The 13,165-nt window shown below is 46.7% G+C and carries 13 protein-coding genes; 10 read left to right on the top strand and 3 right to left on the bottom strand.

Annotated elements, in window-relative coordinates; translation table 11 throughout:
• Nucleotides 1–56 precede the first annotated feature (56 nt).
• The gene (locus AOA56_RS11970; protein WP_155200482.1) at nucleotides 57–1,397 is read right to left on the bottom strand and encodes a RuBisCO large subunit C-terminal-like domain-containing protein; all 1,341 of its coding nucleotides are present in this window, start codon (nucleotides 1,395–1,397) and stop codon (nucleotides 57–59) included.
• Between the two features lie 251 nt (nucleotides 1,398–1,648).
• On the opposite strand from AOA56_RS11970, the gene AOA56_RS11965 reads away from it, so the two are divergent.
• From AOA56_RS11965 to AOA56_RS11935, 7 genes are all read left to right on the top strand, one after another.
• Entirely contained in the window at nucleotides 1,649–2,650 is a 1,002-nt protein-coding gene (locus AOA56_RS11965; protein ID WP_053769742.1) for a sugar-binding transcriptional regulator, read from the top strand.
• A gap of 456 nt (nucleotides 2,651–3,106) precedes the next feature.
• Nucleotides 3,107–4,084, top strand: coding sequence for a 2-keto-3-deoxygluconate permease (locus tag AOA56_RS11960; RefSeq protein ID WP_024733844.1), 978 nt, complete (start codon nucleotides 3,107–3,109; stop codon nucleotides 4,082–4,084).
• 26 nt (nucleotides 4,085–4,110) lie between these two features.
• Nucleotides 4,111–5,328, top strand: coding sequence for a four-carbon acid sugar kinase family protein (locus AOA56_RS11955; protein WP_053769741.1), 1,218 nt, complete (start codon nucleotides 4,111–4,113; stop codon nucleotides 5,326–5,328).
• Between the two features lie 22 nt (nucleotides 5,329–5,350).
• Nucleotides 5,351–6,304 carry a 4-hydroxythreonine-4-phosphate dehydrogenase PdxA gene (gene pdxA / locus AOA56_RS11950; RefSeq protein ID WP_205694934.1) on the top strand — a complete coding sequence of 318 codons (954 nt, stop codon included), beginning with the start codon at nucleotides 5,351–5,353 and terminating at the stop codon, nucleotides 6,302–6,304.
• 11 nt (nucleotides 6,305–6,315) lie between these two features.
• Complete coding sequence (locus AOA56_RS11945; protein ID WP_024733841.1) at nucleotides 6,316–7,098, top strand: triose-phosphate isomerase family protein; 783 nt, start codon at nucleotides 6,316–6,318, stop codon at nucleotides 7,096–7,098.
• Nucleotides 7,095–7,562, top strand: a complete 468-nt coding sequence (rpiB, locus tag AOA56_RS11940) for a ribose 5-phosphate isomerase B (protein WP_024733840.1) — start codon at nucleotides 7,095–7,097, stop codon at nucleotides 7,560–7,562. The genes AOA56_RS11945 and rpiB overlap by 4 nt, the downstream gene beginning before the upstream one ends.
• Before the next feature lie 22 nt (nucleotides 7,563–7,584).
• Nucleotides 7,585–8,229: a histidine phosphatase family protein gene (locus AOA56_RS11935; protein ID WP_024733839.1), complete on the top strand. Its 645-nt coding sequence runs from the start codon at nucleotides 7,585–7,587 to the stop codon at nucleotides 8,227–8,229.
• Between the two features lie 79 nt (nucleotides 8,230–8,308).
• Here AOA56_RS11935 and AOA56_RS11930 read toward each other — a convergent pair whose 3' ends face one another.
• Nucleotides 8,309–8,764 (bottom strand): RpiB/LacA/LacB family sugar-phosphate isomerase, encoded by a 456-nt coding sequence (locus AOA56_RS11930; protein ID WP_024733838.1) that lies wholly within the window; start codon nucleotides 8,762–8,764, stop codon nucleotides 8,309–8,311.
• 255 nt (nucleotides 8,765–9,019) lie between these two features.
• Here AOA56_RS11930 and AOA56_RS15620 point away from each other — a divergent pair, with 255 nt between their 5' ends.
• On the top strand, nucleotides 9,020–9,307 hold the full coding sequence (locus AOA56_RS15620; protein WP_082349987.1) for a beta-galactosidase small subunit-related protein: 288 nt from the start codon (nucleotides 9,020–9,022) through the stop codon (nucleotides 9,305–9,307).
• Here the strand turns inward: AOA56_RS15620 and AOA56_RS11925 are convergent.
• On the bottom strand, nucleotides 9,259–10,140 hold the full coding sequence (locus AOA56_RS11925) for an oxamate carbamoyltransferase subunit AllH family protein (RefSeq protein WP_053769739.1): 882 nt from the start codon (nucleotides 10,138–10,140) through the stop codon (nucleotides 9,259–9,261). The genes AOA56_RS15620 and AOA56_RS11925 overlap by 49 nt on opposite strands.
• A gap of 235 nt (nucleotides 10,141–10,375) precedes the next feature.
• Between AOA56_RS11925 and AOA56_RS11920 the strand changes: the two genes are divergently transcribed.
• Nucleotides 10,376–11,623, top strand: coding sequence for a dicarboxylate/amino acid:cation symporter (locus AOA56_RS11920; protein WP_024733835.1), 1,248 nt, complete (start codon nucleotides 10,376–10,378; stop codon nucleotides 11,621–11,623).
• A 156-nt stretch (nucleotides 11,624–11,779) separates the two neighbouring features.
• Nucleotides 11,780–13,153 carry an allantoinase AllB gene (gene allB, locus AOA56_RS11915; RefSeq protein WP_053769738.1) on the top strand — a complete coding sequence of 458 codons (1,374 nt, stop codon included), beginning with the start codon at nucleotides 11,780–11,782 and terminating at the stop codon, nucleotides 13,151–13,153.
• The last annotated feature ends 12 nt before the right edge of the window (nucleotides 13,154–13,165 follow it).

Raw genomic sequence — 13,165 nt, 5'->3', positions numbered from 1 at the left:
TGATACAGCAAAGCCGGCTCCTTGCCTTAAGAGGGTTGTTATGGCCTTTTATATAATCAGATTGCGTAAAGATTTTTGGAGTGGTCTTCGCCGTAAAGTCCCCATTTTTCGAGAGATACCTCCAGCTCTTTACATTCTTTTGCTTTTTCACGAAGAGGGACGTCGTTCATGCAGGCGTCGATTGCGGCACGGAAAGCCTTTGCGCCTGCCTGAGGTCCCATAGGATGGGCATGGATACCTGCGCCGACGCCGAGCAAAACGTCAATTCCGGCATCATCAAGGAATTTCGGAACCAGGCCTGGTACTACACCGCCTCCTACAAACGGAAGCATTGGTTTGATATCGTACATTTTGGCCTTGGATGTAATCAGGTTGATAATATAGTTGTCAAATGTATTGTCAAATTTACCATAAGGTGGCTGTGTCAGATAGATATCACATCCGGCAAGACGGGCAAGTTTGGCAACAACCTTTGAGCTCATGCCCTGGTAAGGGGATGAGGTAAACGCCCCGTTGAAACAGGAATGGCCCAGGATTGGAACGGTGATTTCCGGATCTTCTGCCAGTGCTCTGACTGCGGAGTAACCTACACCGTGAACATCGACCATGATACAGTTCCCGCCGTTGTTGATGACTTTCATGGCATTTTCTTTCAGTTTTGTCACATCATCGGTAATATTACATGCGTACAGAGTCGGTTCGCCCTTGATTTCTTCCGCACGTTTTGCTGCCGCCATGTTTGCTTTGACACGATCTTCGATTTTGTTAAATACGCGATCTCCACCGATCAGCTCATCATCCTTTATGATGTCGACACCGCCCGCAGACGCTTCGTAGAAGAGCTTTTCTCCTACATCCGGAGTATAGCCGGTACATGGCTTAATCATATTGTTGAGAAGCGGACGGTTGTAAGCGTGCAGTATGTCACGGATACCATTGATTCCGAATTTCGGCCCCTGGAAATCTTTCACAAAAGACTCTGGAAAGTCAATGTCCAGAAGTTTCAGATACGGCATGGACATAATATTTCCTGTAATAGAAGCAATGAGAAGCGGGATATTATTCCGAATATTATCTACCGGATAACCGATCCGGATCACATAGAACCGCAGATCATCCTTACCTACTGCAAGATTGACGTTTGTCTGATTTTCATAAGCAGGAACTTCATAGATGCCGATTACTTTAGAGCAATATTTTGACCGCACCTCATCCGTTTCAGCCGGCACATCCACCCAGGAGCCGGTTGTCTGCTCAATACCGATGCTCTGTGCTTTGATGACGATTCCTTCGTCTTTTTCTGCCCCCACAAGATAAGTGGCTACACATAAATTTTCAAGATCACATCCCTCGTATAACGGATTCAGCAGGTCGCTGAACATTCTGTTTTGTTTCATTATCGTTTTCCTCCTTACACTGAAATGACCGTGTACACTGTTTCTGAGTTCAATGTATCTGAATGAGAGAATAATTTCAATAGCGAAAATATTTTCAATCCATTTTGTATTGTTAAAAGTAAAGAACACGATTTATCTGATAAATTTCTGGAAAAACCTCCCATGTTTGAAAATGATTGCAATATTAAAGAAGAGAACGTATAATAGAGAGAACATACAAAAGGGTTGGGTCGTCAGAAAGGAGACAAAAGATGAAACTAGATAAATATGATCAATCCGTGTTTTTGGTTTTAAAGGCGGCATATCAGTACTATATCCTTGACAGGTCCCAGAACCAGATCGCAAAAGACCTGGACGTGTCGGTGACAACAGTGTCCAGACTTCTGAAACGGGCAAGGGATGAGAAGATCATCGAATTTGTGATTCGGAATCCTTATGTGGAGTGTCTGAATCTGGGACAGGAAATCAGCAATGCCTTTGGCCTGAAAGAAGTGATTATCAGTCCGGTAATTGATATGGGAGAGGATGAAGACGATTCCGCTATGGAGCCGGAGATGGTAAAAAAACTTGTCGCACTGGAGGGGGCAAGATATCTGCAAAGAGTCATCAAAGAAAATGATGTACTTGGAGTCACATGGGGGAGTACAGTCTATCAGATGATTAACTATCTCAATCCAGCACAAAAAGCGAATACTACTTTCGTCACTTTACATGGAAGTTTAAGCAACTGCGTGACAGAATGGGATGTCCGGACACTCGTATCCCGTATGGCAAAAGCTTTTTCCGGCAGAAAGTATATTTTGCTGACAGATACGCTGATGAACTCAGCCGAGACGGTTAAGATGCTCAAAAAAGAGAAAAGTATCTCTCAGGTCATGGATATGTTTGATAAGGTGGATATTGCGATCAACGGGATAGGCGCGTTTTACCCCAAAGTCACTTCCATCCTTGCCAAACCCTATTATCTCTCTCCGGATGAAGTTGCTATGCTCAAAGAACACCATGTGATTGGAGACGTCGCGCTTAGGTTTCTGGACAAGGAAGGCAATGAATGTGATACCGAGCTTAAAGAAAGAACGATTTCCATCAGCCTGGAACAATTCCGGAAGATTCCGATAAAAGTTACACTTGCATCTGGCGAAGAAAAGGCACACGCAGTACTTGCCGCTTTGAAAGGTGGTCTTATTGATGTGCTGATTGTGGATTATAGACTTGGTGGAACTGTACTCAAACTCTATAAAGAAGGGCACTGATTGTTTTTGGTTTTCGGGGATGTGTTCCGATGCGCCGGGATACGTCCCCTGATGAAGAGGTCTGACAATTTGGTTTTGTTTTATGCGGCTTTATGCCGCTTTTTTACTTTAAGTTATATACCTGTAAGGAAGGACACCTCTCCCTAAAATATATTAAAAAATTTTTCCCCATGTTCCTGTCTGAAAGTTTTTTCGATCTATGTAAGAGTCAAATATTTTTCATTCTTAGCAAATCCTATTATCGGATATACAATGTGAATATAAAGACAGCGTTTTGAAAAAAATAATTGTACATTTTCACAATGCAGAAGGAGGGATTGTGGGGACTTTCTCATCCAAGTGGCCATCAGGAAAGGAAGTCCCGAAAGGAGAAAAGAAGAGAGAAACGAAAAACAGAAGAAAAAATGGAATGTAGAGACAGTACATGAAAGATAGAGACAGGAGGTTGGTGTACATATGATTATGAATTTTTTGAGAAGAGTGCCGGCGGGTATGATGGTTGTTCCCCTGTTTTTGGGATGCCTTGTCAACACCTTTGTCCCGGATGCTCTGCAGATCGGTGGAATTACGACAGCGACATTTTCCAGTGCAGGCGGTAACTGTGCCCTTGGAATTCTGCTATTTTGTATGGGTACGAAACTGAGGCTCAAAGAGATGCCCGCGGTTTTAAAGCGGGGCGGGCTGCTCCTGGTGGCGAAGTTTGCGATCGGTGCGATTTTAGGTATTTTGGTTGGCCGTATCTTTGGCCCTGCAGGTATTCTTGGCATCTCAAGTATGGCAATCATCTGTGCGGTCACAAACAGTAACGGCAGTGTTTATTATGCACTGATGCAGACATACGGGGACGATATTGACTGTGCATGTATGCCGATTCTGGCAATCAATGACGGTCCATTCCTGACACTGGTAGCGCTTGGCGCTTCTGGACTTGCTGATATTCCGATTATGAGCCTTGTGGCGGCGCTGGTTCCGATCATTGCCGGTATGATTCTTGGAAACCTGGATAACAAAGTGACAGAATTCTTCGGACCGGTAGGAGATGCCATTATCCCATTCACAGGATTCTCCCTTGGAGCAGGTATCGACCTTGCGAATGTTCTTAAAGGTGGGGTATCTGGTATTGTTCTTGGTCTGATCACAATCTTTATCGGCGGTGGGTTCATCTATCTGTGCGATCATTTTATCGGCAGACGTCCGGGATATGCGGCCTGGGCAGTAGCGACGACTGCGGGAAATGCGGTGGCGGTTCCGGCAGTTATCGGTACGGCCGACCCGGCATGGGCGGAATTTGTAGGTACGGCCACGGTTCAGGTGGCGGCTTCCACCGTATTATCAGCACTGCTCGTTCCGTTTATCGTGAGCTGGTGGGCTAAGAAGTTCGGATGTCCAAAGTTCCCTAAGGAAGCAAAGGCGGAGAAAGCATCCGGTAAATAACGGCGAACATAAAGGAGCGGTATATCATGGAAAAATTTTTAATGATCGCCGATGATTTTACCGGAGCAGGCGACGCGGGAGTCCAAATGTCAAAAAACGGGATTGAGGCCAGAATTGCGTTTAACACGGATGGGATCGATCCCAATGAATCCTATGTCATTGACTCAGAGTCGAGGAATATTCCGGCAGAAGAGGCGTATGAGAAGGTCAAAAAGATTTATCAGGATATGGAGACATACCACTATGACCACTATTACAAAAAAATCGATTCTACGATCCGTGGAAATATTAGGGCAGAGCTGATGGCGGCGAGAGAAGTACTTAAGCCGGATCTGACGGTATTCAATCCGGGCAATCCGGACTCTAACCGGACGGTGGTGGATGGGATCCTGATGATGAATGGCATACGGATCTGTGAAACGGAGATCATGCGGGATCCACTCTGCCTGGTGAAAGAGGACAATCTGAAAAAGCTGCTGGAGACGGAGATGGAAGAACCGGTGCAGTATTTTACGCTGGCTCAGATCCGCAGCGGAAAACTGGAGCTCGATGGGTCCGGTCTGATCACGTTTGACGTTCTGAACAATGAAGATATGGATACGGTCGTACGTTTCATCCTAAGCAAGAAGAAAAAGGTGCTCTGGGTAGGATCAGCGGGAATGGCCAATGCTCTTTTCTATACTCTGTGTCCGAAGTATCCGGTACTGTCTTTGGTTGGCAGCATCAGTGATACGTCAAGAAATCAGGTTAGAAGAGCGAAAGAGCAGGGCGCACGAATTGTGGAAATGAATGTTTCCGGACTTTTAAAAGGCGGAAATCTGGCAAAGGTCGCCGACGAGGCGGTAGAAGGCTTAAAGCTTGGCGAGAACGTCATTGTAGTTTCGGCAAGGGAGCATGAGGATTATCTGGATTCCGTGGATACCGGAAAAAAACTTGGTATGAAACGGGGCGATGTGGCGCGTTATACCCAGGAGCGTCTCGGTGAGCTTTCGGCAATGATCCTGAAGCAGGCGAATGTCTGCGGCGTTTTTTTGACAGGTGGAGATACAGCTATCAGTTTTATGGAGAAAAATCACGCCCATGGCGCCAGACTGGTAGAAGAGGTACTGCCGATTGTCGTGCTTGTGGAGACAGTCGACGGAGATTACCCGGGATTGCCTCTGGTTGTAAAAGGAGGGTCCATCGGGGATGAAAATGCGATTGCAGAGTCTATTCGATACTTAAAAGAAAGGAAGAGCAGATAACATGAGTATCATTGGTATTACAATGGGAGATCCGGCCGGAGTGGGCCCGGAGATCATTATGAAGGCGCTTGCCCAGGAGCAGGTGTATGAGCATCAGTATGTCGTGTACGGCGCGGCGGATATTCTGGAGTATTACAATGGGATGCTGAATCTGGGACTTAAAATTGTAGATATCCAGGAGACGGAAGACTATGTGGAACATGCTGTAAATGTGATTGACAGTTGTGGTCTTACGATGACAGAATACGAAATCGGCAAACTGTCCGCAAAATGCGGAGATGCAGCGTATCGATATATTGAGCGCAGCATACGGGACGCCATGAGCGGGAAAATCGCAGCGGTAGTTACTGCTCCTCTGAACAAGGAAGCTCTCCACATGGGTGGACACCTTTACGATGGACACACGGAAATCTTTGCGACTCTGACCGGGACAAAGACCTATGCTATGATGTTCTACGGACCATTGAAGATAATGCATGTTTCGACACATTGTTCTTTGCGGGAGGCATGTAACCGTGCGACAAAACAGAGAGTTCTGGATGTTATCCATCTTTTGAATCAGGCTATGATTCAGACCGGTATGGAGCACCCGCACCTTGCTGTGGCAGGTCTCAATCCGCATGCGGGCGAACATGGTCTTTTTGGAGATGAGGAGATCCGGGAGATCGGTCCGGCCATTGAAGAGGCAAAAATGGAAGGTATTGATGTAGAAGGTCCGATTCCGCCGGACTCTGTGTTTGGAAAAACACTGAACGGCGTATATGACGCGGCGGTGGCGATGTATCATGATCAGGGACATATTGCGGCAAAGCTTCAGTTCATGAGCCAGTGTGTCAACTGTACAATCGGTTTACCGATTATACGGACGTCCGTGGATCATGGAACGGCTTTTGATATTGCAGGAAAAGGCATAGCCGATGGAACAAACATGAAGCAGGCGATGCTGGTGGCGGAAGAATTCATGAAGAATCGTTAGGCGGTAACAGAATGAAACAGTTTATTGTTGGTTCCGGATGGAAAATGGTAAAAACATATCAGGACAGTATTGATACCGCGAGAGAACTGGAAAAGAGGCTGGAAGGATTCCACGAATTCCCGGTTGTTATTTTCCCCTCTTTTCCGGCGATTCCGGAGATTTGCAGAAAGCTTTCTAAAGAAAGTGCGCTTAAAATCGGAGGTCAGGATTTGTTCTGGGAGGATGAAGGAGCTTATACGGGAGAAATTTCCGGGAAGATGCTCCTGGAGATCGGTTGTCAATATGTGGAAATCAACCATCAGGAACGAAGAAAATATTTACATGAAGATAATGAGATGGCGAACCGGAAACTAAAACAGGCGCTTCGTCTTTCCCTGACCCCATTTCTCTGTATGGGTGAAGAAGAAGAGGGAAGCGATGAAGAGGTGAGATGCTTTATCGAAAACCAGCTTTCTGAGTTGCTGGACGGAGTCGGAGAAGCCGAAGCTTCGCACATCATTTTTGCTTACGAGCCGAGATGGGGCATCGGGAAGAAGAATGTGGTGGGGCTTTCTCATATCCAGAGCGTCCACCACAAAATCCGCGGGTTTCTGGCAAAGCGGTACGGACACAACATGGCAAAACAGGCTTACATCGTCTACGGCGGGGGAATTACGATGGAAAGGAGCCTGGATATCGCTGCACTTCCGGATGTCAATGGTCTGTTTACGACAGGCTGCGGTATTTATGCGGATTTGTACAGCGAACTGGTTCATACAACAGCGAAGATGTTAAGACAAGGTGAAGACAGATGAAAATTGTGATAGGAGCGGACCACAACGGTCTGAAATTAAAGAATACACTGAAAGGATACCTTCAGGAGAGAGGAGCAGAGGTGACAGACGCAGGCGTCTATACAGAGGAGCCGGTAGATTACCCGGATATTGCCTGGAAGGTGGCGGAAGCAGTTGCCGCCGGAACCTATGACCGGGGCATTCTCATATGTGGGACCGGAATTGGGATGTCCATCGTGGCAAATAAGGTGCCGGGAATCCGTGCGGCCCAGTGTACAGACCCGTATTCGGCAGAGCGGGCTATCAAGAGTAATGACGCCCAAATTATTACTTTTGGCGCACTGGTGACAGGGGAGGCTGTAGCCAAAAAGCTGGTGGACATCTGGCTGGATTCAGAATTTGATCCATCCTGCCCATCGGGGAGAAAGGTAGAAAAGATCAAGGAACTGGACGAAAAATGGCGGTGTGAGACTGCGGGAGCGTGATTCGGCAGAAAGGAATGAAGGAATGCTGCTATATATAGTAAGACATGGAGAGACCGACTGGAACCAGGAGCGACGGATGCAGGGGGAGCACGATACTCCTCTGAATAAAAATGGCAAGGAGCTCGCCCGGATCACGGCCAGGGCATTGGAGGACGTTCCTTTTGACCTGGCAATATCCAGTCCCCTTTCCAGAGCCCTGGAGACCGCTCGGATTTTGATTGGAGACAGAAAGATCCCTGTTCTTAGGGACTCCAGAATCCGGGAGATCAACTGGGGAGAGTGGGACGGAATTGGCGTCCGGGATCCAAAGTATTCCTCTGTCAGCGGCACGATCAGGTTGTTTTATGAGCAGCCTTTTTCCTTTCCGGGAGCTCCGGGAGGCGAGACGATCCGGGAGGTATGCAAGCGTACAGGGGAGTTTTACCAGGATCTGATTCACACGGAGAGCTACCGGGATAAGACGATTCTTGTTTCCACGCATGGCTGTGCCATGAGGGGAATCTTAAATCAGATCTATGAAAATCCAGAGAATTTCTGGCAGGAGGGAGTTCCGGTAAACTGTGCGGTCAGTATTGTTCGTGTCAACGGAGAAACGAGCGAATTTATCGAAAAAGAGACGGTCTATTATGACAAATCTTTGTGCAGAAATTTTTATCATATGGAATAAAAACACCATCCATCTGAGGTGACGGACCAAAATCAATGTCCGAAACTGCGAGATGGATGGTATTCTTTTGTCTAAGCGTTTATTCGGAACGTGGAATCTGATCAAGCTTTTCCAGTTTGGCAACACGAATGTGGAATTCTTCGCTCTCTGAGAATGTGGCGTCAAGGAAAAGTTGAATCAGCTCTTTTGCAACAATATCACCGACGATCTGTCCGCCGAGTGCCATGACCTGAACATTGTCATGCTCTACGCACTGATGTGCAGTGTAAATATCGTGCACGACTGACGCCCGGATGCCAGGGTATTTGTTGCAGGCGATTGCCGCACCCACTCCGGTACCACATACCATAATGCCCCGCTCGGCCTCGCCATCGAGAATTGATCGACACACTTTTGCGGCGATATCCGGAAAATCTACCATTTCAGGAGTATAGCTTCCTACATGGATTACCTCATGACCCTGTTCCTCCAAATATGCCAGAACCTTTTGTTTTAATTCATATCCTGCATGATCTCCACCGACAACTACTTTCATAAAATTAAGTACCTCCTTGATTAAAAAATATGGTGTTTGAAAAAATAATTGTACTTAATTATGGAAAGGTGACAGCATATTCCAAATACAACAGACAACGTTTCTATACCTTATTATAGAAGGTTTTCCATTTGCACGCAATATAATGTTCTGAATAATTTTTGGTTGTATCTTGTTTTTCAGAAAAATATTGCAAAAAGAAAGCGCCGATTTTATACTGGTTACAGACGAAAAACCGAAGAAAAACAAGGTGAAATGTCAGGAAAAATGGAGGGGACCGGCATACCGACCGAGACGGACCGGACATTTGAGTTCTCTGTTCTCCCTTATACCTGCCACGAGATTGAGTCGGCAGAGCATATATTTGAACTTCCAGCGTCTTATGCGACAGTGCTGCGGATTCTCGATATGCAGACGGAAGTTGGCGGCGACGAAAGATGGGGGGGCATGGACTCACGAGCCTTATATAGTCAAGGGAGAGGAGCCGAGATCATTTACTTTCCAGGTACATCTTCTTGGCTGAGGCAAAGGGTGTATCCATAGTAGATTCCGCAAAGAGTGTCAAACCCGGAAGAATGTCCGATTGCTCCAAACGAAGAAAGGATTTCTGTAGTGCCAGATGCAAGCGGTAGTTCCTTTACCGGGCGGCTGAAATGGCAGGAAAGCGCACAGGAAAGAAAGGTCCGGCTGATGTCGTTGGTATCTCCAAGGCGGCGTGAGATTGTCTGGCGAAGTGCCTGGGCAAACGGGTGATCCCATTGTCCCGAAAACAGGAGTCCGGCCAGTACTCCGCAGAGGAAATCGTCTCCTGACGGGGTAAGTCCCATGCCAAGTCCCGTCATTCCGGCAAGGGTAACGGCGGCCTTGTCATAGCAGATGTCCAGTACCTCTTTTCTTGCGTCTTCCATCCGCTTTTGTGCGACTGCCAGAAATACCCCTTTTGCGAAATCGGAAGGGTTTTTCAGCAGTGCTTTGGAGAAAAGCTCGGTAAGCCCTCCGGAGGACGACTGTAGAAGCGATTCTTTTATAGCTGGAAGGGGAAGGGGGACGGCGTAGTCACGAAGAAGCGAATCATAGATGGCGGCTTCATCAAAACGAAAGATGATCCTGGATGATTTGGAGAATAGGATGATCGTCTTCTTGTCTACGAATACTTGATCCCCCGGCACGACAGGAAGTCCGGACATCTCACCGACGTCAAGTCCCGTAATCAGACTTACCGGAGACAGGGGGGATCCGGCCGCCTGAAGGGCGACGAGGGATGATCCCATCTGCACATTGATCGTTTTTCGGTAGACGGAATGTACCATTCCCTCTGATATATGCGAGAGGATACCGGACGCAAAGGACATTGTTTCTGTGATAAACTGTTTCATATTTTTAACCTCTTTTAGACAGGGTTTTACCTGATATTAAACGTTTGTGTCTGCTAGAATTTTAGCAAAAAGACGAGAAAATGGCAAATAAAACAAAGAAATTATACAAGATGGATAAAAAACAAGTTTTTTTTCCCTCGTTTTCTATATTGTAACAAAGTAGGTTATCCGATAAAATGACAATATAACTTTTGGTTAGGTAAAAACCAAATCTTGGGAAAGGAAGGAAATATGGATGGAGAAAAAGAAAAAATTCTCAATTTCATTGACAACGCAGATTCTGGTGGCTACTATCGGCGGTCTGGTTTTCGGAGTGATCGTAGGACCATGGGCATCCAACATTAAGTTTATCGGCGACATCTTCTTACGTCTGATTCAGATGTCCGTTGTTCTTCTCGTTATGTCAGCAGTAGCTGGCGCTGTCGGAGGGGGAGACGGTCGTGACGTAGGAAAGATGGGATTCCATACATTCAAGTGGATTATCGGATTTACAATCTTTTCTGCGGCATTAGGAGTCGTGTTGGCCATGCTTGTAAAACCGGGTATCGGAATTGACCTCTCTTCGGCCGAAGAAGTGGCGGAAGCGACGGTAGGATCTGCCTCTCTTCAAGAGACGCTCACGAATTTTGTGCCGACCAATGTCATTCAGGCGATGGCGGAAGGGTCCATGGTGCCATGTATTGTGTTTGCCTTGTTCTTTGGCGTCGCAATGGGACAGTACACAAAAAACACCAAGAACAGGAATGTGGCGGATCTCGTGCTTGGTCTTAACAACATTATTACAAACATTATCAAGATCGTTATGACGATTGCTCCAATCGGTATCTTCTGTCTGCTGGCAGATGTAGCAGGAAAAACAGGCTTTGACGTAATCAAACCGATGTTTAAGTTCCTTGGTATTTTACTTGTCGGCGACATCATCCAATTTCTTGTATTCGGACCGCTTACGGCGGCTCTTTGCAAGGTAAATCTCTTCAAGATGCCAAAGAAGTTTGCGAAAATGTCCATGATGGCTATCACGACAACTTCCGGCGCGATCTGCCTTCCGACAAAGATGGAGGATGCGGTAGAGAAGTTTGGCGTCAGCCGTAAAGTGGCGGACTTCACAGGGCCGATTACGATGTCCATGAACAGCTGTGGCGCGGCACAGTGCTATGTAGTAGCTATTTTCTTTATGGCACAGGCCACGGGTATTGAGTTAAGCCCGTACCAGATGGGAATGGCGATCCTGCTTTCCTGTCTGATGTGTTTGGGAACGATCTCCGTTCCAGGTGGATCTGTGATTGTTTACACATTCCTGGCGTCCTCGTTAGGACTTCCTATGGACAGTATCGCAGTATTAATCGGTATTGACTGGTTTGCCGGAATGTTCCGTACATTGATGAATGTCGATGTCGACGTTATGGTTGCCATGCTGGTTGCATGTAAGATCGGTGAATTCGATTATGATGTTTATAACGAAAAGAAAACCGTGAAATATTAATGCATATCGAAAATGACAAAAAAGGTGTATGGATCCAGGTTCTGACCGGTTCTGTGCGCCTTTTTCCTTTGTCAAACCTGTGGACTGAACTGTTTTAAATGATAGAAGACAGTGCAGATAGATTACATCTTAAAATGTATGAAAAGGAGGAGAAAAATGTACGAACTACTCGTGAAAAATGGGAAAATTGTGACAGCGGACTCGGTCAAAGAGGGTGATATTGCCGTAAAAGACGGAAAGATTGCGGCAATTTTGTCCCCAGGCGTGGAGGTGGAAGCTGAAAAGGTCATCGATGCGGGCGGTAAGTATGTGTTCCCTGGAGCGATCGATACGCACGCGCATCTGAATGATCCGGGCTATGAATGGCGTGAAGACTATGCCCACGGAACGGCAGCGGCAGCGGTAGGGGGCTATACGACAATCATCGATATGCCGCTTCAGAACGAACCGGCCATGACGACAGCAAAACTTTTTGATCGGAAAGTAGAGGCCGTGGATCCGAACGCATATGTGGACTACTGTTTTTGGGGCGGATTGATTCCGGATAATTTTGATGAGCTGGAAGATTTGTATAAGAAGGGTTGCGTTGCTTTTAAATCTTTTATTGGTCCGGTATCACCGGATTATAGTTCTTTAAGTTATGGGCAGGCATATGAGGCAATGCAGAGGATTCAGAAATTTGGAGGACGAGCGGGATTTCATTGTGAGGACTTCTCCACAATCAAGTGGCAGGAGCAGAGAATGATTAAAGAGGGACGGCTTGACTGGCAGGGATACCTTGACTCCAGACCGGTGATTGCGGAGATGCTGGCTACCGTGGATATTATCGAGATTGCAAAAACGACGGGGTGCAAAGCGCATATTTGTCATGTCAGCAGCCCGGATGTGGCACAGAAAATTAAAGAAGCACAGCAGGAGGGATATGACATTACAGCCGAGACATGTTCCCATTACCTGAGCATGACGGATAAGGACGTTATCAAAAACGGACCACTCTTTAAATGTGCTCCGCCGCTGCGTTCCCAAGAAGAGGTGGACCGTCTTTGGTCTTATGTGGAGGATGGTACGATCAGTGGTATCGCAAGTGACCACTCTCCATGTTCCTATGACGAGAAATTCCATGAGATTCTCGGTAAAAGGATCGAGAATGTCTTTGACGTATGGGGAGGCATCAGTGGTATTCAGAGTGGATTTCAGGTAGCGTTCCACGAAGGCTGTGTCAAGAGAAATCTCTGTCCGTGTGTCCTCGCAAATGCAATGTCTGTACAGCCTGCGAAAGCCTTCGGAATTTACGGTAAGAAAGGAGATATTCAGATTGGATTTGATGCGGACCTTCTGATTGTGGATCCGGACAAGGAGTGGGAAATCACAGCAGATTCGCTCCTCTATGTGAACAAGATTTCCGCTTTCGTAGGGATGAAGGGGAAAGGGATTCCGGTATGCACGATACTGAGAGGAAAAGTAGCTGCCAAGGACGGCAGGGTAACCGGAGAAAAAGGAGCAGGTATGCTGGTGAAAAGAATAGACTGATCAGATGACAGA

The organism is Sellimonas intestinalis (genome assembly GCF_001280875.1).
Classification (GTDB): domain Bacteria; phylum Bacillota; class Clostridia; order Lachnospirales; family Lachnospiraceae; genus Sellimonas; species Sellimonas intestinalis.
This window is presented reverse-complemented; position numbering and strand designations above follow the sequence as displayed.